Raw genomic sequence first — 22178 nt, 5'->3', positions numbered from 1 at the left:
CTGTCGCTCATGCGCAGCGCCAGGCGCATCGCCGGTGCAGATGGGCCGGTCTCCAACTCCGACCGGCCCTGATCGCGGCCGCACCCCCGCAGGCGCTGGCCGCCATCCACACACGTGCCGCACTCAAGCGGCTTCGGACACCTTTACGTCGCGACGGGCACGCACGGCCGCAGCCAGCCGCTCCAGCACCGTCACCGTGGTATCCCAGTCGATGCAGCCATCGGTGATGCTCTGCCCATAGACCAGCGGTTGGCCTTCCACCAGTTCCTGGCGGCCACCGACCAGATGGCTCTCGATCATCACGCCCACGATGCGCTGTTCGCCGTCTTCCAGCTGAACAGCGATGTCGTCGATCACCTTTGGCTGGTTTTCCGGGTTCTTCAGGCTGTTGGCATGGCTGGCGTCGATCATCAGGCGCGCTGGCAGCTTGGCCTTGGCCAGCACCTGGCAGGCCTCGGCAACACTGCCTGCGTCGTAGTTCGGCTGCTTGCCGCCGCGCAGGATCACATGGCAGTCGGGGTTGCCGGTGGTCGACACGATGGCGGTGCCGCCCTGCTTGGTGACCGACAGGAAGTGATGCGGATTGGACGCAGCACCCACCGCGTCAGCGGCGATCTTCACGTTGCCATCGGTGCCATTCTTGAAGCCGACCGGGCACGACAACCCCGACGCCAGCTCACGATGTACCTGGCTTTCGGTGGTGCGTGCGCCGATCGCGCCCCATGCCACCAGGTCGGCGATGTACTGCGGCGAGATCACATCGAGGAACTCGACACCGGCCGGCAGGCCCAGCTTGTTGATGTCGCGCAGCAGGCCGCGCGCGATGCGCAGGCCCTTGTCGATCCTGAAGCTGCCGTCCAGGTCCGGATCGTTGATCAGGCCCTTCCAGCCCACCGTGGTGCGCGGCTTCTCGAAGTACACGCGCATGACGATTTCCAGTTCACCGGCCAGCGCGTCGCGCAGCGGCTTCAGGCGCTGGGCGTACTCGATGGCGGCCTTCGGGTCGTGGATCGAGCACGGGCCTACCACCACTGCCAGGCGGTCGTCGCGGCCATGCAGGATCTGGTGCAGGGCCGCGCGCGAGGCGCTGACGGTGTCGGAGGCTTCATCGTCACAGGGCAGCATCGCCAGCAGCTGGGCTGGCGGTGTCAGCGGTTCGATGGTGCGGATACGCAGGTCGTCGGTGTGCGGGGGCATTGCGGGAGATCTCCGGAACGTTGGGGGTCCCCAGCGTGGCGGCATGAAAAAAGCCGCCAGGTTCGCTGGCGGCTTTCGGGAATGCGTCTGAAGCTTTCTTCAGGGTGAGCGCAATCCTTCCTCCGCCGGTGGCTTCGGAAAGTAATACCAGTAAAAGCTGGTGGGGGCTGCGTTCATGGGATCTATTGATAGCACAGCTTTTGCGCAGTGCAAAATGTTTCATACGCAACTGGGGACGCGGTTCAGCGAGATGCGCGCCAGCCCGGCCTACGCGGCGGTAACCACGCAAAGTCGCTCATTTGCCATGCACTTCCACGTCCAGCAGCAGGCCCTCATGGATGTCGGCCCAGCGTTCCAGCACGCGATCCAGTTCCTGCCGGGCCTCGTCCAGCTGCTCGGGGTTGAGCAGGGAACGCGCGGTGTAGAGGTCGGAAACCAACCGCCGCAGGGCCGATTCCTGGATGGCCACCGACGGCCCCTCCAGCCCCGGCAACTGCAACGCCGGGCTGTCGCCAAGAGGGCCGAACAGCGTGACCTGGAGCGTGCTCTGCATGATCGACTTCCCTGCGGATGGACATGGGCAATGTCCTGTTTACCGCGTCCGGGTGACAGGCGCATGTGCCACCCATGCCGAGGACCGGGATCTGCCGGCGTCTGCCGCCCCGCTACAAGGCGGCCAGGTCGGCCAAGTGCTGGGCCATGCTGTCCATCGCGCCTACCGCATGGGTGGTGGTGAAGTACTCATGCCAGCCGGTAGCGGCAATGCCAGCCACCAGCGCATCGACCTCCTCGCGGCTCGCGCAGCGCCAGACCGCATAGAACTGTTCATCGCTGCTATGCGGTACGTCCCTGGCAATGCGGCCCATCGCCAGCGGCGTGATGCGGGCTGGATCGAACTGCTGCATGCCGGCGCCAATACGGGCGAAGAAGGCATTCCGCTGCTCGGGCGGCAGTGTGGTCCAGGCCGGCGTGGCGGTATAGAGCTCGATGAAGGTGTGCGACATGGTGGTTCTTCCTTGAGGTTGACGGGGTTGCGGGGTTGTCGGCCAGCATCCGGCACTACCGGAGCGAGCGCAGTGCGCGTTTGCGGATGTAGGCGTTGGCGTCGCTGTGGCGCTCGTGCTGCCAACGCGTGCACAGCTGGCGCAGCCACTGCGGCTGGGTCTTGCCGGCATCATTGAGCCAGTTGCCGACCGAATCCTGCACGTAGCGTTCCGGGTCGTCAGCCAGTGCTTCCAGCATCGGCAATGCATGTTCAGGGTGCTGCTTGAACAGCGCGATATGTGTGGCCCAGACACCGCGCGGACGCAGTGCTTCGCAGGCGAAGCGGCGCAGGTACGGCGAAGTTTCCTGTGTCCACGGTTGCAGGTACTCAAGCGCCTGCATCGGCGCGGCAACGATGTCCGTGCGTAGCGCCAGCCACGCCCATTCGCGCACACCGAAGTGTGGATCGTCGGCCAGCGTGCGCATCTGCTGCAGCTTCTCTGCCAACGTCGCGCGGGCATCGCTGCCGATCAGGTAGCAGGCCCAGCCGCGCACGGTGTCGGACGCATGGTCCTGCCATTGCACGGGATCGCCCTGCCCCGCCTCACGCAGCAGTTGCGCAGCCAAGGCCATGCGCAGTGTGATGCCCTTGCCTGAAGCATCCTGCATGCGTTGCAGCGCTTCCGGTGCAAGCGCAGGCGCTACCACCTGCAGCAGCGCGGCGAAATCCACTGCCAGGCATTCGGCCAGATGGGTGGCGGCGACGCTGCCAGTGTTGAGGGCATGCAGCCGTTCCGCCGCAATCGCCGGGCTCATGCTGCAGGCTCTCGTCCGGCATCGGTGTGCTGCCAGACCTTATGCAGCAATCGCGACAGGTGATGCTGTTCATCGGAGTCCAGACCATTGAACAGGCCACCGATCCACTGCGTGTGCTGGTCGAACAGCGTCTCGGCCAAGCGCTTACCCGGTCCCGTCAGTACGATCTGCAGGCGGCGGCCATCCTCGGCATCGCAGCGACGCTGCAGCAGTCCTTCGCGCTGCAGGCCATCCAACAGGCCACTGATGGTGGCGCGGGTCACGCCTGCGCGCTCGGCCAGCACGTGGGGCGGCAACGTGCCGCCGGCCCCATGCAACAGGAACAGCACGATGAAGCGACCCTCACTGAGCCCGTGTGGTGCCAGCCGGGCGGCGCAGTCGCGGTCGATTGTCGAGGACAGCGACAGCAACTGGAAGCACAGATGCAGCTGGGCGACATTGGCGTGGCCGCGCCGCCGGGCCTCGTCCAGAAGGGCGCCATGCTTTGCCTCGAGCATCATGATTTCCGTTCTGTTTAGGCGCCTAATCATATTCACGCCACAACAGAGTGCAAGACTGGCCGGGCCAGCCGCCGATCCACGCAGGGCGCGCTCCTGGCACAAGGGGTGGAAGCAGCCGAAGCTGCGGTAGCATCGCGCCACGCCCCACCAGGAGTTCCACGCATGTGCCGTGCCACCCTGATGTTGCTGACGCTGCTCCCGCTGGCGGTACTGGCCGCGCCGCCACCCGTGCCCTCGCCCACTCGCATCGATGCCGAAGCACAGCGGCTGATGCAGGCGGCCCACGCGCGCGGCATGGCGCTGGCGGTGATCGATGGCGGCAAGGTGGTGCATGTGGCCGCCTACGGTGAACGCAACGCCGCAGGCGAGCCGCTGCGCACCGACACCGTGATGTACGCTGCGTCACTGACCAAGATGGCTTTCGGCCATCTGGTCGCACAGCTGGCGCAGGACGCGCGGATCGATCTGGATGCCAGCATCGCTACCGCCCTGGACAAACTGCTGCCGGACTATCCACCGGAACCGAAGAAGTACGCCGACTACAGTGTGCTGGCCGGCGATGCCCGCTGGCGCCAGCTCACCCCACGCCTGCTGCTCAACCATTCCAGTGGCTTTGCCAACTTCGGCTTTCTGGAGCCCGATGGGCGCCTGAAGTTCCACTTCGATCCGGGTAGTCGATATGGGTATTCCGGAGAAGGACTGATCCTGTTGCAGTTCGTGATCGAACGCGGGCGGCTGGGCGAGGATGTGGGTGCGTTGATGCAGCAGCGCGTGTTCGATCGCTTCGGCATGGCGCGCACCAGCATGCTGTGGCGCGCGGATTTCGCCGGCAACCTGGCCGCTGGCTGGACCGCCGAAGGCAATACAGAGCCGCACGATGAACGCAGCCGCGTGCGTGCGGCTGGTTCGATGGATACCACCATCGCCGATATGGCCCGTTTCGCCGCTGGCTACGTGCGCGGCGATGGATTGTCAGCGGCGATGCGCAGGGAGCTGGTGCGGCCGCAGCTGCAGATCACCACCGCCAGCCAGTTCCCCACCCTGCAGCCGGAGCTGCCGAAGGCGCAGCAGCGCAAGGACCTGGCGGCTGGCCTGGGCGTGGTGACGTTTCTCGGCCCGCAGGGCGCAGGCTTCTACAAGGGCGGCCACGACGATACGGTGGGCAATACGCTGGTATGCATGGAGCAGCACCAGCGCTGCGTGGTGATCCTGGGCAACGATGTGCGGGCAGAGGCGGCCTTCCCGGCCTTGGTGGCGTTCGTGCTGGGCGACACCGGCGTGCCGTGGCAGTGGGAGTACGGCGCGGCGAAGGCGTTTGTCAGATGATCGAAGCGTTACCGTTGCACACAGGTCCCGCAGTCGTGCAGCATGCAGACACGGATGCAATGCAGGAGACAGGATGAATCGCCCAGAGATCGATGCCATTGCCGAAGCGGTGTTGAAGCCGGGTGCACGACGTCTGTGCATCGCTGCACGCCATCGCCAGGCGGCACATCGGCAGCGACGTCAGCGGGTGGGAGCTGGCGCCAGTCTGATCGGCATGGCGGCGGGCCTGCTGCTTGCGCCGATCACGGAGCTGCCGTGGGTGCAGGGCATGATCGCGGGAGGCGCGCTGGCCCTGCTGGTGGCCCACCTGTGGCTGCAGCGGCGCGAGGGCCGCGCGTAGATCCCCGCCTGGGAGCGGCATCCACGCATGGCGTGGATCTACTTTGATTCCGACCGGCCACAAAAAAACCCCGCCTTCCGGCGGGGTTTTTCATTGCAGGGTGACAGCGGGGACTTAGAAGTCCATGCCGCCCATGCCACCCATGCCGCCCATGCCACCGGCGCCGCCCATGGCCGGCTCGTCCTTCTTCGGAGCTTCGGCCACCATGGCTTCGGTGGTGATCATCAGGCCAGCGATCGAGGCGGCGTTCTGCAGCGCCGAACGGGTCACCTTGGTCGGGTCCAGGATGCCGAACTGCAGCATGTCGCCGAACTCGCCGGTGGCCGCGTTGTAGCCGAAGCTGCCGGTGCCTTCCTTGACCTTGTTGATGATGACCGACGGCTCGTCACCGGCGTTGGCAACGATCTCGCGCAGCGGGGCTTCCATCGCACGCAGGGCAATCTGGATGCCGTGGTTCTGGTCTTCGTTGGCGCCCTTCAGACCGGCCAGCGCGGTGATCGCGCGGACCAGGGCAACACCGCCGCCCGGGACCACGCCTTCTTCAACGGCTGCACGGGTGGCGTGCAGGGCGTCGTCGACGCGGTCCTTCTTTTCCTTCATCTCGATTTCGGTCGAGGCGCCGACCTTGATCACGGCAACACCGCCGGCCAGCTTGGCCACGCGTTCCTGCAGCTTCTCGCGGTCGTAATCGGAGGAGGTGTCCTGGATCTGGGTCTTGATCTGCGCCACACGGGCATCAACGTTGGCCTTGTCGCCGACGCCGTCGATGATGGTGGTGTTCTCCTTGGAAACCTGCACCTTCTTGGCGCGGCCCAGGTCCTTGATGGTGGCCTTCTCCAGCGACAGGCCGACTTCTTCGGAGATCACGGTGCCGCCGGTCAGCACGGCCATGTCTTCCAGCATCGCCTTGCGACGGTCGCCGAAGCCCGGGGCCTTGACGGCCACGACCTTGACGATGCCACGGATGGTGTTGACCACCAGGGTCGCCAGCGCTTCGCCTTCGACTTCCTCGGCCACGATCAGCAGCGGCTTGCCGGCCTTGGCGACGCCTTCCAGCACCGGCAGCAGGTCACGGACGTTGGAGATCTTCTTGTCGTGCAGCAGGATGAACGGGTCATCCAGGTCAGCGGTCTGCGACTGCTGGTTGTTGATGAAGTACGGGGACAGGTAGCCGCGGTCGAACTGCATGCCCTTGACCACGTCCAGCTCGTTGTCCAGGCCCGAGCCTTCTTCAACGGTGATGACGCCTTCCTTGCCGACTTCCTTCATCGCGTCAGCGATGATCTGGCCGATCGACTCGTCCGAGTTGGCCGAGATGGTACCGACCTGGGCAATCGCCTTGTCGTCGGCGGTCGGCTTGGAGATGTTCTTCAGCTCGGCGACGGCGGCCGACACGGCCTTGTCGATACCGCGCTTGAGGTCCATCGGGTTCATGCCGGCGGCCACGGCCTTGGCGCCTTCGCGGATCAGGGCCTGGGCCAGCACGGTGGCGGTGGTGGTGCCGTCGCCGGCGTCGTCGTTGGTGCGCGAAGCAACTTCCTTCACCATCTGCGCGCCCATGTTCTCGAACTTGTCAGCCAGTTCGATTTCCTTGGCGACGGAGACGCCGTCCTTGGTGATGGTCGGAGCGCCGAAGCTCTTTTCCAGCACGACGTTGCGGCCCTTCGGGCCGAGCGTGGCCTTGACGGCATTGGCGAGAACGTTGACGCCGCGCACCATGCGCGAACGGGCATCTTCACCGAAACGGATATCCTTGGCAGCCATGTGCAGTTACCTCATCTGGTAGCGCCGGGCCATGCCCGGCGGCTGGGTGTTGGAATCAGGGGATGGAACAGGTCGCGCCGGGGCTCAGCCGATGACGGCGAGCACGTCGTCCTCGCGCAGGACCTTGTATTCGACGCCTTCGCTCTTGTACGAGCTGCCGGCGTACTGGCCGTAGATGACCTTGTCGCCGACCTTCAGCGACGGCGCGCGCACGTTGCCGTTGTCCAGCGGCTTGCCCGGGCCGACGGCCACGACCTCACCCTTGGTGGACTTTTCCTTGGCCGAGTCGGGGATGACGATGCCACCGGCGGAGATTTCGTCGGCTTCGATCGGCTTGACCACAACGCGGTCGTGCAGCGGCTTGATGCTCATAGGAGACCTCTTAAGTGATTGATTGGTCTAAAAAAGTCCGGCGATGTTAGCACTCGCCCCAGGCGAGTGCCAGAACCGCACGTGAAGAAACCCGACAACGTCGGGAGCAGGGCAGAGATGGAGCCCCGCCGCCCCCTTTCAAGGGCGGAATGAAAAAATTTTTCCACCCGCGCGCCTCGGCCAGGGCGTCGGTCCAGATCAATTTCGGTGACAAGCGTCGCACTGTCAGACATCTGACGTTCATTTACGACAAAGTGTCACTGGATCGGCCTTAGGCTCGGTCCGGCATTCCCAATCACAAGGAGGAGTCGATGCGATTGCTGTCCCCGCTTGCCGCAGCCTGCCTGCTGGCGCTGGCCGCTGCGCCGGCCCAGGCCGAGGTCTTCATCAACGAACTGCACTACGACGACAGCACCGCCGCCGGTGACGTCGGCGAAGCGATCGAGGTCGTAGCCACTGCCGGTGAGGACCTGTCCGGCTACCGCCTGTACCTCTACAACGGCAGCAATCCGTCCGCCGCCACCGTCTATGCCAACAACCCGGTCCCGGCCGGCACCGCCGCCGGCTGCGGCAGCGCCACCATCGCCGTGGTCAGTTACCCGACCAACGGGATCCAGAACGGCCCGACCGACGGCATCGCCCTGGTCGATGCCAGTGGCAAAGTGGTCCAGTTCCTCAGCTATGAGGGCGCCATCACCGCCTCCGGTGGCCCCGCCGCCGGCATGACCAGCCAGAACATCCCGGTAGCCGAGACCAACAGCACCGCGCCGGGCACCTCGTTGCAGCTGACCGGCAGCGGCAGCCAGTACACCCACTTCACCTGGGCCGAATCGGCCGGCCAGACCTTCGGCAGCTGCAACAACGGCCAGACTTTCAGCGGCGGTGGCACGCCAGGCCCGAACACGCCGCCGTCGGTGTCCACCACCACCCCGGCGCAGGGCAGCAGCACCTTCCCGGCTGCGGCCGATCTGGAAGTGGTGTTCAGCGAAACCGTGAACCTGGCCAGCGGCGCGTTCGCGCTGAGCTGCGGCACCTCCGGCAGCGTGCCGCTGACCTTCCCGGCCAGCGGCCGCAGCGTGAAGCTGTCCACCAACACCGCGCTGGTGGCCGGTGAAGCCTGCCGCTTCGACATCCGCGCCGCGCGCATCACCGACCTGCAGGGCGCACACCCGGCCGCCGACAGCCGCATCGCCTTCACCGTGGCCAGCACCGGCGGCAATCCGGACCCGGGCAACCCGGGCGTGCCGGCCGGCTACTACTCCAGGGTCAACACCAGCAGCCCCAGCCAGCTGCGCTGCTCGCTGCACGCCACCATCAAGGGCCATACCGCCTACCCGTACAGCGGCTCGGGCACCAATACCTGGACCATCCTGGAAATCGCCGACGAGGATCCGAACAACCCGAACCGCATCCTCGATGCCTACCGCAACCGCAGCTACGCCAAGGTCAGTGATCGTGCGGGCACCGGCAGCGGCCTGACCTACAACCGCGAGCACACCTGGCCGAACTCGCTGGGCTTTGCCACCACCACCGGCGACAAGGGCCTGCCGTACGCCCCGTATACCGACACCCACATGCTGTACCTGACCGACGCGCAGTGGAACGCCGATCGTGGCAACAAGCCGTTCGGCAAGTGCGACGCCAGCTGCGGCGAGCGCGCCACCGAGGCCAACAACGGCCAGGGTGGCGGCAGCGGTGGCTATCCGGGCAACTCCAACTGGGTGCGCACGCCGGACGGCAACACCGGCACCTTCGAGGTGTGGGGCAAGCGCAAGGGCGACATGGCGCGTGCGGTGATGTACATGGCGATCCGCTACGAGGGCGGCAAGGATGCGGCGACCGGCCAGTCCGAGCCGGACCTGGAGCTGACCGACGACCGCAGCAAGATCGTCAAGACCAGCAGCTCACCGGCCTACATGGGCCTGCTGTCGACCCTGATCGACTGGCACCTGTCCGACCCGCCGGATGATGCCGAGCGTGCGCGCAATGACGTGGTCTACAGCTTCCAGGGCAACCGCAACCCGTTCATCGACCACCCCGAGTGGGCCACCCCGGCCCTGTTCACCTCGGCCAAGCCGGCCACCTGCCAGCTGGCCAACTGACCGCGCAACGCAGCGGTCCACGGCCGCCGCCGGGCCCTGGCCCGGTGGCGGCCCTATACTCGATGGTCATGTCGACCGTCGATCCCGTCCTGCTGCTGTTGACCACCTGCCCGGACCGGGCCAGTGCCGAGCGCATCGCGCACGCGCTGGTCGGCGAGCGCCTGGCCGCGTGCGTGACCCGCCTCGATGGCGCGCAGTCGACCTACCGCTGGCAGGGCGAGGTGACCACCGACGCCGAGCTGCAGCTGCTGGTGAAAACCACCGCGAGCCGCGTCGATGACGCAATCGCCCGGATCGTCGAACTGCATCCGTATGAACTCCCGGAGTGCATCGCGGTCGAAACCCGGGCCGGCCTGCCGGCGTATCTGGATTGGATCCGGGCACAGACCCGGGAGGACACTGATTGAAGACTCTGTTTGCGCGTGGCGCTGCCTTGTGCGCCCTGTTGTGCCTTTCGCTGCCCGCCTTCGCCCTGGATGAGAAAGACCTGCTGCCGGTGGACCAGGCGTTCGCATTGACCGCCACTGCCCCCGAACGTGGCCAGGTGCAGCTGCAGTTCAAGATCGCGCCAGGCTATTACCTGTATCGCCACCGCACCAGCGTCAAGGCTGATCCGGCGTTCAATGCCGGCGCGCTGCAGATGCCCAAGGGCGACAAGCACCACGACGATTTCTTCGGCGAGGTCGAGACCTATCGCGAGCGCCTGCTGGCCACCCTGCCCGGCACGCCGACCGACGCTGCCGGCACCATCAGCCTGGAAGTGCGTTATCAGGGCTGCGCCGATGCCGGTGTCTGCTACCCGCCGCAGAAGCGCGTGGTGCAGGTCACCCTGCCGGGCGCCGGTGCGGCGGCGGCGGTGCCTGCCGCGCGTGCCGGTGCGGCCAGCCCGTTCAATAACCCGCTGGCCGGTGCCGGCAACAGCGGTGGCCTGCGCCTGCCGGGCGCGGCCAACAACAGCCAGGCCCTGCCGCTGCCGTCGGAACAGGCGTTCGGCTTCGATGCCATCGCCAGCGACGGCAACACGCTGCTGCTGCGCTTCAGCCCAGCGCCCGGCTATTACCTGTATCGCGACCGCACCTCGCTGAAGCTGGAAGGCAGCGCCGGCGTGCTGGCCGGCAAGCCGCGCTGGCCAGCCGCGCAATCGCATCGCGACGAGCACTTCGGCGATGTCTCGGTCTACTTCAACCAGGTGGAAGTACCGCTGCCGCTGCGCCGCGCTGTCACTGATGCCGTCGACAGCACCCTGGTGGTGACCTTCCAGGGCTGCCAGACCGATGGCATCTGCTACCCGCCGATGACCCGCCGGGTGAAGCTGTCGATTCCGGCCGGCAAGGTCAGCGCCAGCGCCGACCAGGCGCCAGCGCGCAATGACGTGATCAACCCGCTGCCTGCTGCCAACGGTGCACCGCGCGAAGCCGCCAACGGCGCCCCGCTGCGCCTGCTGCCAACCGTGCCCAACACGGATGCAGCGGCACCGGCCGCCGCAGGTGGCGCCACCGCCAGCAGTGAATTCGCCACCGATGCACAGGGCGACAATGCGCTGCGCACGCGTCCGCCGGTGACGACGCCGAATCCTGATCGTTCGTTCGTCTGGGTCCTGCTGCTGGCGCTGGCCGGTGGCCTGGTACTGAACCTGATGCCCTGCGTGCTGCCGATCCTCTCGCTGAAGGTGCTGAGCCTGGCGCAGAGCGGCGAAAGCGCGCAGCGCGCGCGCAGCCACGCGCTCTGGTACACGCTGGGCGTGCTGGTCGCGTTCGCCGTGATCGGCGCGTTGATGGTCGGCCTGCGCGCGATCGGCAATGCCGTCGGCATCGGCTTCCAGCTGCAGCACCCGGGTGTGGTGGCGGCGCTGGCCTACATCATGTTCGCGGTAGGCCTGAGCCTGTCCGGCGTGTTCACCCTGGGCGGCGGCATCGGCAATCTGGGCCAGTCGCTGGCCAGCCGCAGCGGCCCGGCCGGTGACTTCTTCACCGGTGCGCTGGCCTGCGTGGTCGGCAGTGCCTGCGTCGGCCCGTTCATGGGTGGCGCGATCGCCTACGCGTTCATTGCCCCGCCGCTGAAGGCGATGACCGTGTTCCTGTTCCTCGGCCTGGGCCTGGCGCTGCCGTTCCTGCTGATCGGGTTCGTGCCGGCGCTCGCACGCCGCCTGCCCAAGCCGGGCCCGTGGATGGAAACGCTCAAGCACGTGCTGGCCTTCCCGATGTATGCCACCGCGCTGTGGCTGCTGTGGGTGCTGGGCAAGCAGCGTGGCGTGGATGGCATGGCGCTGGTGCTGGGTGGCCTGCTGCTGCTGGCGTTCGGCCTGTGGCTGTTCGAGCGCAACCGCTGGACCGGCTCGCGTGCGGTGACACTGCTGGGCGTACTGCTGGCGATCGGCGCGCTGGTGCCGGCCTGGGGTGTGACCCAGCTCGCACCGCCGGCGCGGGCCGCACAGGCCGCCAGCGACAACGTGGTCGAGTATTCACCGCAGTTGCTGGACCGCCTGCGCGCCGACAACCGGGTGGTGTTCGTCAACATGACCGCCGACTGGTGCGTAAGCTGCAAGGCCAACGAGCGCGCCGTGCTGTCGCGGCCGGAATTCAAGGAACTGCTCAAGCGCACCAACGCGGTGTACATGCGCGGCGACTACACCAATGTCGACCCGCAGATCACCACGTTCCTGGAAGAGCACAAGGCCGTCGGCGTGCCACTGTACGTGGTGTACGGCCCCGGCGCGCCGCCGACCGTGCTGCCGACCCTGCTGACCCAGGCGGTGGTGGAGGAAGCGCTGCTGCGCACCGCACGATGAAGTGGCAACGGCCAGCGCTGCTGTGGACAGCGGTGCTGGCCGCCGGCCTTGGCCTGTGGGCCGGCCATCGATTGACACCGGCGCCGGTGGCGCCTGAGGCCGTGCCGGGAGCGCCTGCTGTGGCGGCTGCCGCACCCACCCTGCAGGTCGGCGAAAGCCTGCCCGCACTGTCGCTGCCGGATCTTGAAGGCCGGCCGCTGGACCTGCGCCAGCACGCTGGCGGTCGCCCGCTGTTGATCAATGTCTGGGCCAGCTGGTGCGCGCCCTGCGTTGAAGAAATGCCCGAACTGGCGCGTTTCGCACATGTCCAGGGCGAGCACGGTGTGCAGGTGCTGGGACTGGCGCTGGATACGCCGGAGGACGTGCGCCGTTTCCTGCAGCGGGTACCGGTGGATTACCCGATCGTGATCGAGACCCCGGGGCCGCGCGATGCCAGCGTGCAGCTTGGCAATACACAGGGCCTGCTGCCCTACAGCGTGCTGTTCGATGCACAGGGGCGGCTGGTGAAGGCGAAGCTGGGACCGTTCGCCCACGGCGAGATCGACAGCTGGGTGAAGTGAGGGGGGGTTTTTGCAGGGCTTGCAGCCCTGCACCCTGCTCAATGCAACGGCAACGGCCAGAGCCAAAGCCAAAGCGGGCTTTCCGTGGGATGGCGGGGCGCTGTGGCTGTGCAGGACACGCCGTAAACCCCCCTCCGGGGTCCGGCCCAGCCGCTGGCGGCTGTGCGTTCGGGCGCTTGCGAAGCAGTGCTTCGCAAGCAAAGCGCCCTCACCCATGGGGGCTCGATGGCGCCATCCATGGCGCCAACGGTCCTGCACAGCCACACCGCCCCACCTTCGACAGATTCCGCCGGCTGTTGGTAGGTGTCGACCTTGGTCGACACATCTGTCAGATATCGAATGAAATTCCGGGGTCAGATCCGTTTTCCTACGGAAAACGGATCTGACCCCAAGAGTATTTCCGACAGATCGCGGAAATCTGTCGAAGGCGGGGTGGGTCCGGTTGAGGGGGCGTGAGCCGCATGGGCCCGAGGCATGCCTCGGGCGGGTTGGGCAGGACGCCCAACCCTGGTCTTGCCGTGTGCGCAGGACAGCGCACACGAGCAAGCGGCGACCGAGCTTACATGGACGTACTTGCAGCGTCCCCCTCAACCGGACCCACCCCGCCAACCCACGGAAAGCCGGCTTTTGACGTTGACGTTGCTCCGGCTTGTAGCGGGTGCAGGGCTGCAAAGCCCTGCAACAAGACCCTCCTTGACCGTAGCCCGTCCGCCACGGAGAATTCCGCGATTAATTCTCATTTGCTGTTGCGCAGGATGCGGGCGGCAGCCTTCGGGGCCCCCTCCTTCGATGTTCAAGAACGTCCTGTTCCAACTGCACTGGCTGCTGGGCATCACCGCCGGCGCCGTACTGGCCGTGATGGGCCTCAGCGGCGCCGTGCTGTCCTTCGAGGATGAGCTGCTGCGAGCGGCCAACCCCGGCTTCGCCGAGATCGCTGAACACCATGCTGATGGCCAGCTTCCGCTCGAACTCAGCGAACTGGCAACGCTGCTGCAGGCCGGCGGTGATCGCCCCCTACAGCGCCTGCGCGTGGATGCCACCGGCCAGCGACCGTCGGTGGCGCGCTTTGCTGGCGGCAAGGAACACTGGGTGTACTTCGACCCCTACAGCGGTGAGCGCTTCAGCGCCCTGCGCGGGCAGGCGCTCTTTGACTTCGTCGAGGACCTGCATCGGCATCTTGCCGCCGGTGAGCGCGGCAAATGGATCACCGGCAGCTGCGCCATCGCCCTGGTGTTCTTCACCTTGTCCGGGCTCTACCTGCGCTGGCCACGACGCTGGTGGCACTGGCGCAGCTGGCTGGCAGTGGAGTGGAAGCGCAGTGGACGCGGCTTCCTGTGGAGCCTGCACTCCGTGGCCGGCACCTGGGTGCTGTTGATCTACCTGATGAGTGCGCTGACCGGCCTGTGGTGGTCCTTCGACTGGTACCGCAGCGCCGCCAACACCCTGCTGGGCGTCGCACCGGCCGCCAAACACAAGGTCGCCGCCGACGCCGCCCTGGACCTGGAGCGCATCGAAGCCACGCTGTATGCGCTGCCCGGCGTGCGCACCGGCTACATCGACCTGCGTCTGCCGGAGAAACCGGGGCAGGTACTGAATGTGCGCGTGATGGCCGGTGACCCGTCGCAGCGCGGTGGGCGGCATGACCGCGCGCACGATCTGCTGCAGCTGGATCCGGCCAGCGGGGCCATCCTCGATTCACGCCCCTACGCGCGCCAGGGCACCGGAGGACAGCTGGCCACCAGCGTGTTCGCATTGCACTCGGGCAGTTACTTCGGCATGCCCGGGCGGGTGGTGGTGATGCTCAGCAGCCTGGGCATGAGCCTGTTCTTCATCACTGGCTGGCTGCTGTACCTGGACCGGCGCCGCAGCCAGTGCGCTGCGCGCGGGCTGCGCAAGTCGCTGCCAGCAACACCTGCAGATGGCAATGGCACGCCGTGGCTGGTGGTGCATGCCAGCCAGAGCGGACTGGGCGAACAACTCGCATGGCGCGCTGCCGCGCAGCTGCAAGCATCCGGCCATGCAGTGCAGGTTCTGCCGCTGGCCCGCGTCGATGCCGCGCGGCTGGCACGCACCGCACAGGCATTGTTCGTGCTGAGCACCTTTGGTGATGGCGAACCTCCGGATGCGGCGCGGGGCGCTGCGCGACGGCTGCTGGCACAAGCGCCGGATCTGTCGGGCCTGCAGTTCGGCCTGCTCGCCCTGGGTGACCGCCAGTACCCGCATTACTGCGGCTTTGGCCGCCAATTCGATGGCTGGCTGCTGGGCAACGGGGCACGTGCGCTGTTCGAGCGCATCGATGTCGATGCCGCTGCGATACCGGCGCTGCGCCAGTGGCAGCAACATCTCGGCGCGCTGACCGGCATCGCCACCGATGACAGCGTGTTGCCGACCGCGACGCAGATGCACGAGTGGCGCCTGCTCGGCCGTGACCGCCTCAATCCAGGCAGCGTGGGCGGCGCCATCTGGCACATCCGTCTTGCGCCACCGGCCGATGTGCAGTGGCAGGCGGGCGACATCCTGCACATCGCGCCCCGCCACAACGCGCGGCACGCCGTTGCGGTGCTGAAGGCACATGGGCTGGATCCCCAGCAGCCGCTGCTGATTGACGGCCAGCCGCGCACGCTGTTGGCGCTGGCCAGCGAGCGCGAGCTGCCCGATGCCGATGCTGCGCTGGCGGTGCAGGATGCCTGCCTCTGGCTGGCAGGGCTGCCACTGCTGCCGGGGCGCGAGTACTCCATCGCATCCTGTACGGATGACGGTGCGGTCGAACTGGTGGTACGGCTGGTCCATGACGAAACCGGACGCACCGGCCTGGGTTCGGGCTGGCTGTCGCTGCATGCGCCTGTCGGTGCCAGCATCGTGGCCCGTGTGCACCGCAACCCCGGTTTCCATCGCGTTGGCGGTGCGCCAATGGTGCTGATCGGCAATGGCACCGGCATCGCGGGCCTGCGCAGCCTGCTGCGCGAAGCCGCGCATGCAGGTGAGCACGGGCACTGGCTGCTGTTCGGCGAACGCCAGCGCGCGCACGACTTCCTGTTCGCCGATGAGATCGAAGCGTGGCAGGGCGATGGCCATCTCGCGCGGGTGGACCTGGCGTTCTCGCGCGATGGTAAGGGCGGCTATGTGCAGGATCGCCTGCGTGCAGCAGCCGATGCCCTGCGCGACTGGATGCAGCGCGGTGCGGTCATCCACGTCTGCGGTTCGCTGCTGGGCATGGCCGAAGGTGTGGACCAGGTGCTGCGCGAAGCACTGGGTGATGAAGCAGTGGAAACGCTGCTGGAGAACGGCCGCTACCGCCGCGACGTGTATTGATTCCTGCCAGCGCGCATTGGCCCGAGCCGAGCATGGGCTCGGCTCTACAGTGTGCCTGCAGCCGATGTAGAGCCGAGCCGACGCTCGGCTGATTCCCGGCCAGCCGACAAGGAACCGCAGGCTAGGCCGCCGCAGCGCGCGCCTGTGGCATCGACTGCAGACGGAACGCGCCCACCGCTTCGGCCAGCGCGTGTACCTGCGCCTGCATCTGCGCGGTGGAGGCACCAGCCTCTTCCACCAGGCTGGCGTTGCGCTGGGTGCTGGCTTCCATCTGCACGATGGTCTGCTTCACCTGCGCGATGCCGGCATGCTGGTCCTGCGATGCACTGCGGATACCGGCCAGCAGCTCGGCCAGCTGCTGCACGCTGCCAACGATCTCGCCCATCGTGATGCCCGCCTGCTCGGCCTGCTGGTTGCCCTGGCCAACACGCGCCACCGAATCCTCGATCAGTCCTTTGATCTGCTTGGCCGCTTCGGCACTGCGCTGGGCCAGCAGGCGCACTTCCGCAGCCACCACGGCGAAGCTGCGGCCCTGCTCACCTGCGCGCGCAGCTTCCACCGCGGCATTCAGCGCGAGGATGTTGGTCTGGAAAGCGATGCCATCGATCAGCTGGGTGATGTCGCCGATCCGCCGCGAGGCCTCGCTGATGCCATGCATGGTTGCGACCACCTGGCCGACGGCCTTGCCACCGCGCTGGGCCACCGCGGCCGCCCCCTGCACCAGGGCATCGGCGCGGCCCGCGGCATCGGCATTGCGGCCAACGGTGTCGGTCAACTCGTGCATCGACGCTGCCGTCTCTTCCAGGTTGGCCGCCTGCTGTTCGGTACGCTGCGACAGATCATGGTGACCGGCAACGATCTCACCCACACCGGTGTCGAGGCTGGACGTCGCCTGCTGGATGCGGGTGACGATGCGGCCCAGTTGCGCGACCGTGGCGTTGGCATCGTCGCGCATGCGTGCGAACACGCCCTGCAGCTCACCTTCCATGCGCACGCTGAGGTCACCACGGGCCAGCGCCGCCAGAAGCGCCTGCAGATCGCCGAGGTTGGTCTCGAAGGTCGCCAGCAGGCGGTTGATGCTGGTCGACAACGTGCGCACGAAGCCCTGTTTTCCCTCCAGCGCGATGCGGCCGTGCAGGTCGCCATGTGCGGCGGCGTCGACCAGTGCTGCCACTTCGGTTTCCAGCAGCGTTTCCAGCGCGCGGCTGCGCCACTCCACTGCCACGCCGAGGAAATGCCCTTCGTCGGTGATGGCATTGGCGATCAGCTGGTAGCGCACGCCGGCATGGCCGATCTCGCGCTCCTCGCGCTGGCGTACGCCGGCCAGGCTGGCCAACGCCGGATGCAGGCGTACCGCGTCGCTGCCCACCAGCGCTTCGTTCGGCAGTTCAAGCAGCTGCAGCAATGCCGGGTTGGCGTAGGCGACCTGCCCTTCCGCATCGATCACCATCAGGCCGGTCTGCGCGCTATCCAATGCCTGGCGCACGCGGGTGTTGCCGCGGGCCACCGCACGCTCGATCTCGATGCGCGCGCGCAGGCGCTGCTGCATGTCGACCAGGCGCTGGGCCAGTTGGCCGATCTCGTCGTTGGCGTTGTAGACGCGCAGGGTGGTGTCGAGGCGGTCGTCGGCGATGTCGCTGGCGAAGCGCAGGGTGTCCTGGATCGGCCGGCGCACCGCACGCAGCACCAGCACCAGGCTGGTGATCAGCACGCCGGCCACCAGCAGCAGGGTCAGTGCGAACAGCACGCTCATGGTGCGCGCGCCGGCCTGCTGGCGTGCCTGCGCCCTGGCCAGCGCCGCCACCTGCGCCCGCTGGAATGCGGCCAGTGCAGGCGCTACGTCCGCAGCGGCACCCAGCAGCGACTGCGCTTCCACATCCAGGCCGACACGGGCAGCGGCATACCCCAGCAATGCGGCCTGATACGCCTCCATCCCGGTGCGCAGGGTGTCCTGCACATCCGCAGGCAGGCCCGCCAGCGCGAGGTCGAACGGCAGCTTCTCCTCGCTGGCGCGGTCGGCGTGGGTGGAATCACCGTCGAGCAGCAGCAGTGCCTCCTGCCTTCGCATCTTCTGCAGGGACAGCGCCAGCGCGGGCCGTTGCTGCACATCCACCTGCGCCTGCAGAGTGTCGGCGGCCTGCTGCAGCTGCGCAGCGAGGCCGGCATCACCACGGCCCATCTCGTCGACCCGTTCGAACAGGGCGGCCACACCCTGCGAGAACGCGTCGGCGGCTTCGGTCAGCGCCTGCAGGGCCTTGCGCCGGCCAGCATCCATCGGCATCGCGCGCAGCGCCTGCAGATCGGTCTGCAACGCCTTCTGCGTGGCCAACAGCTGCGCGCGGTCGGCATCATCGAAACTGCGTGCGTACTGGGCCTGCAGGCGACGCGCTTCGGCCACCCGCGTGGACAGACTGGCAGCCAGATCGCTGCCGCGCTGGTAGCTGGCCTGGCTGCGCGCAGCCAGTGCGTTGGCATGGCCAGTCCAGGCGTAGACAGCAGCGATCGCCACCAGGCCCAGGCCGCAGATCCACAGTGTGGCCTTGAGCTTGTTGGCCACGCTGAGCCGATGTGGCTGCAGCCAGCGCAGCAGCCCAGGGGACGCCGAGTGCAACGCAGCAAGGCGCGTGCGCAGGGACCGGAGGTGGGGGACAACGGCCGACATGACAGACTCCAGGCGGAAAGACGCATCTGTATCGGCCTGACTCAGGACAACTTTAGGGCTTTCTTCGTCTGCGTCCCCCCATCGCTGGTGGACGCGGCCTTTGTACCGGGTGCAGGCGACGGAGGCATGACACGGCCGCCGCGCTTGACCTCAACCCCGGTTGGGGGAGCACAGTGGGCATCCCTCCCCCGCCCGGTGTCTCCATGACGACGCTCGATGTCCCCCGCTACCTGCAGCGCCTGCAGCTGGATGCACCGCCACCGCTGACGCTGGCGGGCCTGACCCTGCTGCAGCAGCGCCACAACGCACTGCTGCCGTTCGAAACCCTCAGCTGCCTGCTGCGCGATGCAGTACCGATCGACCTGGACAGCGTGCAGCGCAAGCTGCTCGACGACCGTCGTGGCGGCTACTGCTTCGAACTCAATGGCGGCCTGCTGGCACTGCTGCAGGCGCTGGGCTTCGATGCACAGCCGTTGAGCGCGCGCGTGCTGCTGGCCGCCCAGGACGGCGAACTGACCGCACGCACCCACCTGCTGCTGCGCGTGCAGGTGGACGGCGATGACTGGCTGGTGGATGCCGGTTTCGGCAGCCTGACCCCGACCGTGCCGCTGCGCCTGCATGATCCGCAGCCACAGGCCACGCCGCACGAGCGCTACCTGCTGCGCCGACTGCCTGGCAACGGTGATTTCGTGCTGTCGGCCGAGTCCCACGATGGCTGGCGGGCGATGTATCGGTTCGACCTGCAGGCGCCGGCACCAATCGACAACGTGGTGGGCAACTGGTACGTATGCACCCATCCCGATTCCAGCTTCCCCGGCCAGCTGCGCGCATCGCTGACCGGGCCGGACTGGCGCCGCACGATCGGCAGCGGCAACTACACCGAGTACTGCCCCGGGCAGGCACCGGACAAGCGTCCGCTGCACGATGTGGGCGACGTGCGCGAGGTACTGCAGCAACGCTTCGGCATGCAGTTGCCCGAAGACCCGCGGCTTGACCCGGCGATCAATGACTGGCTGGAGCGCTCGCGCGCCGCAACCTTGTAGCGCCGAGCCCATGCTCGGCTGAGCTTGGGCTGCTGGGTCAACAGCAGCCGAGCATGGGCTCGGCTCTACGCAACCGCGCGCGCCTGCAGCGCAATACGGTTGCCTTCACTGTCGAAGATCTCGGCCACGCGCCAGTCGCCCGCGTCGGCCGGTCCGAAGCGCAGCGCAGCGCCCGCTTGCAGTGCACGCTCCAGGCTCACCTCCAGGTCATCGACGCCGATGTAGATGCGCGCACCGTGGACGGAGGGCAGATAGTCGGCCCCCCGCACCAGCGCCATGCTGGCACAGGCGGCCTCATCGGAAAACGGCAGGTAGGCCATCCGGCAGTCGTGCTGCAGGATCGGTTCGTCCACCGCCACCTGCAGCCAGTGCTGGTAGAACGTGATGGCCCGGGCCAGGTCAGTGACCGGTATCTCGACGTGCAGGATGGGGTTCATGTCCGCAGCATAACCGGACACTGGTAGCCCCTTGCAGGGCAGCAATGGCATGCTGGGAGCGCCCTCAGCGCGGAGTCCTGCATGTCCCTGTCCGACCATCGACGTACGCTGGCACCGCACGGCTTCCTGCGCGTGGCGATCAACCTGGGCAACCCTGTGCTGGCACAGGGCGATGCGCGCTCACCGCGCGGTCCATCACTGGAACTGGCGACCGCGTTGGCGCAACGGATGGGCGTGCAGGCCCGCTTCACCTGCCACGACGCCGCAGCCTCGGTGGTTGCCGCGGCCGCCGAAGATGCCTGGGATCTGGCCTTCCTGGCGATCGATCCGGCGCGTGCCGACCGCATCGCCTTCAGCGCCCCCTATGTGGAGATCGAAGGCACCTACCTGGTGCGCGAGGACAGCCCTGCGCAGCAGGTGGCCGACCTCGACCGCGAGGGGCTGCGCATCGCGGTGGGCCGCGGTGCAGCCTACGACCTGTTTCTCAGCCGTGAACTGCGCCAGGCGATGATCGAGCGAGCTGAGACGTCGGCGGCGGCCATCACCCTGTTCGATCAGCAGCGCCTGGATGCCGCGGCCGGTGTGCGTCAGCCGCTGGCGGCCTGGGCGAAGGCACATCCCGGCCATCGGGTGCTGGCCGACCGTTTCACCGTGATCCAGCAGGCGGTCGCGGCGCCGGCCTCGCGCCCCGCCGATGCACTGCGGGCGCTGTTCGAGGAAGTGGAAGCGATCAAGGCGGGCCCGTTGCTGGAGGAAGCGTTCGCGCGTGGCGGGCAGGCGGTCACGCTGGTACGGTGACTGCGGGACACATGCAGTCGAGCATGGCTCGACTCTACAAATGCGCGTCTGCCATGTGTCGCACATGCTCAGCAGCCTGCGCGTGCAACCAGTCGCGGAAGGCGAGGAAGCCGCGATGGCTGGCCGAGCGCTGCGGGTACACCAACCAATGCGGCCACGCCGTCTTCAGGCGCTGGCTGGACAGTGCGACCAGCTGGCCGGAGTCGAGCAGCAGCCTCGCCCGCGTCACTCGGCCGAGGGCCACGCCGTCCAGAGCGGCGCGATGGTGCGCCTCCGAATCATCCAGCACCGCCACGAACCGCGCCGGCGCACTCTGCCCACTCAATGCAAACCACGCGCCCCAGGCGCCGTCCGGATCACCCAGCAGCGGCCACTGGTTCAGCGGCACGCGCTCGATCCCTCCCATGCGTTCGATCAGCGCCGGGCTGGCCATCGGCAGCAGCCATTCATCGAACAACGGTTCCACCACCAGGCCCGGCCATTGCCCGCTGCCCAGACGCAGCGCGGCGTCGAACTGGCGCTGCCGCTCGAAATCGACCAGTCGCTCGCTCGACTGCAGGTTGATCTCGATCTGTGGGTGCTCAGCCACGAAATGACCCAGGCGCGGTACCAGCCACGCCGACGCCATCGACGGCACCGCGCTGATCGTCAGCACGTGCTCGGCACGCGCCGCATAGGGCTGGAAGGCTTCGTTGATCGCATCCAGGTGCGGCCCCACCTGGTCGAGCAGGCGCTGTCCCTCCAGGGTGAGCGAGACACCCCGCGGCCGGCGGATCAGCAGCGGCTGCCCGAGCCGCTCTTCCAGTTGCCGCATCTGATGGCTGAGCGCGCTGACGGTCAGGTTCATCGACGCTGCCGCACGCGACAGGTTGCCCAGCCGGGCGGCAGCCACGAAGCCCTGCAGGGCATGGAGCGGAGCACGGGACATCAGGCTTGAAATCCTCTCACGTCACGCTTGCGGAAATGTCGCTTCTTGCCGCTTCATGCTGCCCGTATCGTGCAATCCACTCAAGTGGAGGCGCGCTCATGAACATCTTCGGCGGTTTGTTGTTCCTGCACGGCCACGTGGCCAGCGCCGAGCTGGCACGCCAGCTGGCCGGCCCGTCCACACCGGCTCCGCCGCGCGCGCCGCAACCGGCCACGCCGGTTCAGCGGCCGCGAACCCGTTGAACGCTCT

At 67.3% G+C, this 22178-nt stretch carries 20 protein-coding genes; 10 read left to right on the top strand and 10 right to left on the bottom strand.

What is annotated here, in order from left to right; genetic code table 11:
* Nucleotides 1–123 precede the first annotated feature (123 nt).
* The 5 genes from ACTXG9_RS12120 to ACTXG9_RS12100 form a co-directional block, all read right to left on the bottom strand.
* Nucleotides 124–1197 carry a 3-deoxy-7-phosphoheptulonate synthase gene (locus ACTXG9_RS12120; protein WP_010481143.1) on the bottom strand — a complete coding sequence of 358 codons (1074 nt, stop codon included), beginning with the start codon at nt 1195–1197 and terminating at the stop codon, nt 124–126.
* Between the two features lie 295 nt (nt 1198–1492).
* Nucleotides 1493–1750 carry a hypothetical protein gene (locus tag ACTXG9_RS12115; RefSeq protein ID WP_005411217.1) on the bottom strand — a complete coding sequence of 86 codons (258 nt, stop codon included), beginning with the start codon at nt 1748–1750 and terminating at the stop codon, nt 1493–1495.
* Nucleotides 1751–1862: 112 nt separating this feature from the next.
* Nucleotides 1863–2201, bottom strand: a complete 339-nt coding sequence (locus ACTXG9_RS12110) for a DUF6616 family protein (RefSeq protein WP_010481139.1) — start codon at nt 2199–2201, stop codon at nt 1863–1865.
* Nucleotides 2202–2256: 55 nt separating this feature from the next.
* Nucleotides 2257–2997: a DNA alkylation repair protein gene (locus tag ACTXG9_RS12105; RefSeq protein WP_197575082.1), complete on the bottom strand. Its 741-nt coding sequence runs from the start codon at nt 2995–2997 to the stop codon at nt 2257–2259.
* Nucleotides 2994–3494, bottom strand: coding sequence for a MarR family winged helix-turn-helix transcriptional regulator (locus ACTXG9_RS12100; RefSeq protein WP_188249666.1), 501 nt, complete (start codon nt 3492–3494; stop codon nt 2994–2996). The genes ACTXG9_RS12105 and ACTXG9_RS12100 overlap by 4 nt, the downstream gene beginning before the upstream one ends.
* 165 nt (nt 3495–3659) lie before the next feature.
* Between ACTXG9_RS12100 and ACTXG9_RS12095 the strand changes: the two genes are divergently transcribed.
* Nucleotides 3660–4823 carry a serine hydrolase domain-containing protein gene (locus ACTXG9_RS12095; RefSeq protein ID WP_111097642.1) on the top strand — a complete coding sequence of 388 codons (1164 nt, stop codon included), beginning with the start codon at nt 3660–3662 and terminating at the stop codon, nt 4821–4823.
* Nucleotides 4824–4896: 73 nt separating this feature from the next.
* Nucleotides 4897–5163, top strand: coding sequence for a hypothetical protein (locus ACTXG9_RS12090; RefSeq protein ID WP_021203215.1), 267 nt, complete (start codon nt 4897–4899; stop codon nt 5161–5163).
* A 114-nt stretch (nt 5164–5277) separates the two neighbouring features.
* Here ACTXG9_RS12090 and groL read toward each other — a convergent pair whose 3' ends face one another.
* A complete protein-coding gene (gene groL, locus ACTXG9_RS12085) occupies nt 5278–6927 on the bottom strand; it encodes a chaperonin GroEL (protein ID WP_005411226.1) in 1650 nt (549 codons plus the stop codon).
* 84 nt (nt 6928–7011) lie between these two features.
* The gene (locus ACTXG9_RS12080; RefSeq protein WP_005411227.1) at nt 7012–7299 is read right to left on the bottom strand and encodes a co-chaperone GroES; all 288 of its coding nucleotides are present in this window, start codon (nt 7297–7299) and stop codon (nt 7012–7014) included.
* A 311-nt stretch (nt 7300–7610) separates the two neighbouring features.
* Here ACTXG9_RS12080 and ACTXG9_RS12075 point away from each other — a divergent pair, with 311 nt between their 5' ends.
* From ACTXG9_RS12075 to ACTXG9_RS12055, 5 genes are all read left to right on the top strand, one after another.
* Nucleotides 7611–9401, top strand: coding sequence for an endonuclease (locus tag ACTXG9_RS12075; protein ID WP_111097641.1), 1791 nt, complete (start codon nt 7611–7613; stop codon nt 9399–9401).
* A 68-nt stretch (nt 9402–9469) separates the two neighbouring features.
* Entirely contained in the window at nt 9470–9808 is a 339-nt protein-coding gene (cutA, locus tag ACTXG9_RS12070; protein WP_010481118.1) for a divalent-cation tolerance protein CutA, read from the top strand.
* Nucleotides 9805–12189 (top strand): protein-disulfide reductase DsbD family protein, encoded by a 2385-nt coding sequence (locus tag ACTXG9_RS12065; protein ID WP_021203212.1) that lies wholly within the window; start codon nt 9805–9807, stop codon nt 12187–12189. The genes cutA and ACTXG9_RS12065 overlap by 4 nt, the downstream gene beginning before the upstream one ends.
* Nucleotides 12186–12749, top strand: coding sequence for a TlpA family protein disulfide reductase (locus ACTXG9_RS12060; RefSeq protein ID WP_111104312.1), 564 nt, complete (start codon nt 12186–12188; stop codon nt 12747–12749). The genes ACTXG9_RS12065 and ACTXG9_RS12060 overlap by 4 nt, the downstream gene beginning before the upstream one ends.
* A 789-nt stretch (nt 12750–13538) precedes the next feature.
* Nucleotides 13539–16061, top strand: a complete 2523-nt coding sequence (locus ACTXG9_RS12055; protein WP_456115646.1) for a PepSY domain-containing protein — start codon at nt 13539–13541, stop codon at nt 16059–16061.
* Nucleotides 16062–16182: 121 nt separating this feature from the next.
* Here ACTXG9_RS12055 and ACTXG9_RS12050 read toward each other — a convergent pair whose 3' ends face one another.
* Nucleotides 16183–18723 carry a methyl-accepting chemotaxis protein gene (locus ACTXG9_RS12050; protein ID WP_456115645.1) on the bottom strand — a complete coding sequence of 847 codons (2541 nt, stop codon included), beginning with the start codon at nt 18721–18723 and terminating at the stop codon, nt 16183–16185.
* A 203-nt stretch (nt 18724–18926) separates the two neighbouring features.
* On the opposite strand from ACTXG9_RS12050, the gene ACTXG9_RS12045 reads away from it, so the two are divergent.
* Nucleotides 18927–19766, top strand: coding sequence for an arylamine N-acetyltransferase family protein (locus ACTXG9_RS12045; RefSeq protein ID WP_111097636.1), 840 nt, complete (start codon nt 18927–18929; stop codon nt 19764–19766).
* A gap of 65 nt (nt 19767–19831) precedes the next feature.
* Here ACTXG9_RS12045 and ACTXG9_RS12040 read toward each other — a convergent pair whose 3' ends face one another.
* Entirely contained in the window at nt 19832–20203 is a 372-nt protein-coding gene (locus ACTXG9_RS12040; RefSeq protein WP_456115644.1) for a VOC family protein, read from the bottom strand.
* Between the two features lie 81 nt (nt 20204–20284).
* On the opposite strand from ACTXG9_RS12040, the gene ACTXG9_RS12035 reads away from it, so the two are divergent.
* Complete coding sequence (locus ACTXG9_RS12035) at nt 20285–21001, top strand: transporter substrate-binding domain-containing protein (RefSeq protein WP_111097635.1); 717 nt, start codon at nt 20285–20287, stop codon at nt 20999–21001.
* A gap of 34 nt (nt 21002–21035) precedes the next feature.
* On the opposite strand, the gene ACTXG9_RS12030 is transcribed toward ACTXG9_RS12035, so the two are convergent.
* Nucleotides 21036–21929, bottom strand: coding sequence for a LysR substrate-binding domain-containing protein (locus ACTXG9_RS12030; RefSeq protein WP_111097634.1), 894 nt, complete (start codon nt 21927–21929; stop codon nt 21036–21038).
* A gap of 98 nt (nt 21930–22027) precedes the next feature.
* Between ACTXG9_RS12030 and ACTXG9_RS12025 the strand changes: the two genes are divergently transcribed.
* Nucleotides 22028–22171 carry a hypothetical protein gene (locus ACTXG9_RS12025; RefSeq protein WP_019660816.1) on the top strand — a complete coding sequence of 48 codons (144 nt, stop codon included), beginning with the start codon at nt 22028–22030 and terminating at the stop codon, nt 22169–22171.
* Nucleotides 22172–22178 lie beyond the last annotated feature (7 nt).

The organism is Stenotrophomonas maltophilia group sp. LNF247, assembly GCF_054083135.1.
This window is presented reverse-complemented; position numbering and strand designations above follow the sequence as displayed.

What these genes read in the sequence shown, in the direction of transcription:
- ACTXG9_RS12060 (WP_111104312.1), top strand. Translation starts at nt 12,186, where the DNA reads ATGAAGTGGCAACGGCCAGCGCTGCTGTGGACAGCGGTGCTGGCCGCC.
- ACTXG9_RS12100 (WP_188249666.1), bottom strand. Translation starts at nt 3,494, where the DNA reads ATGCTCGAGGCAAAGCATGGCGCCCTTCTGGACGAGGCCCGGCGGCGC.
- ACTXG9_RS12055 (WP_456115646.1), top strand. Translation starts at nt 13,539, where the DNA reads ATGTTCAAGAACGTCCTGTTCCAACTGCACTGGCTGCTGGGCATCACC.
- ACTXG9_RS12110 (WP_010481139.1), bottom strand. Translation starts at nt 2,201, where the DNA reads ATGTCGCACACCTTCATCGAGCTCTATACCGCCACGCCGGCCTGGACC.
- ACTXG9_RS12050 (WP_456115645.1), bottom strand. Translation starts at nt 18,723, where the DNA reads ATGTCGGCCGTTGTCCCCCACCTCCGGTCCCTGCGCACGCGCCTTGCT.
- ACTXG9_RS12080 (WP_005411227.1), bottom strand. Translation starts at nt 7,299, where the DNA reads ATGAGCATCAAGCCGCTGCACGACCGCGTTGTGGTCAAGCCGATCGAA.
- ACTXG9_RS12040 (WP_456115644.1), bottom strand. Translation starts at nt 20,203, where the DNA reads ATGAACCCCATCCTGCACGTCGAGATACCGGTCACTGACCTGGCCCGG.
- cutA (WP_010481118.1), top strand. Translation starts at nt 9,470, where the DNA reads ATGTCGACCGTCGATCCCGTCCTGCTGCTGTTGACCACCTGCCCGGAC.
- ACTXG9_RS12115 (WP_005411217.1), bottom strand. Translation starts at nt 1,750, where the DNA reads ATGCAGAGCACGCTCCAGGTCACGCTGTTCGGCCCTCTTGGCGACAGC.
- ACTXG9_RS12035 (WP_111097635.1), top strand. Translation starts at nt 20,285, where the DNA reads ATGTCCCTGTCCGACCATCGACGTACGCTGGCACCGCACGGCTTCCTG.
- ACTXG9_RS12095 (WP_111097642.1), top strand. Translation starts at nt 3,660, where the DNA reads ATGTGCCGTGCCACCCTGATGTTGCTGACGCTGCTCCCGCTGGCGGTA.
- ACTXG9_RS12090 (WP_021203215.1), top strand. Translation starts at nt 4,897, where the DNA reads ATGAATCGCCCAGAGATCGATGCCATTGCCGAAGCGGTGTTGAAGCCG.
- ACTXG9_RS12120 (WP_010481143.1), bottom strand. Translation starts at nt 1,197, where the DNA reads ATGCCCCCGCACACCGACGACCTGCGTATCCGCACCATCGAACCGCTG.
- groL (WP_005411226.1), bottom strand. Translation starts at nt 6,927, where the DNA reads ATGGCTGCCAAGGATATCCGTTTCGGTGAAGATGCCCGTTCGCGCATG.
- ACTXG9_RS12030 (WP_111097634.1), bottom strand. Translation starts at nt 21,929, where the DNA reads ATGTCCCGTGCTCCGCTCCATGCCCTGCAGGGCTTCGTGGCTGCCGCC.
- ACTXG9_RS12075 (WP_111097641.1), top strand. Translation starts at nt 7,611, where the DNA reads ATGCGATTGCTGTCCCCGCTTGCCGCAGCCTGCCTGCTGGCGCTGGCC.
- ACTXG9_RS12025 (WP_019660816.1), top strand. Translation starts at nt 22,028, where the DNA reads ATGAACATCTTCGGCGGTTTGTTGTTCCTGCACGGCCACGTGGCCAGC.
- ACTXG9_RS12105 (WP_197575082.1), bottom strand. Translation starts at nt 2,997, where the DNA reads ATGAGCCCGGCGATTGCGGCGGAACGGCTGCATGCCCTCAACACTGGC.
- ACTXG9_RS12045 (WP_111097636.1), top strand. Translation starts at nt 18,927, where the DNA reads ATGACGACGCTCGATGTCCCCCGCTACCTGCAGCGCCTGCAGCTGGAT.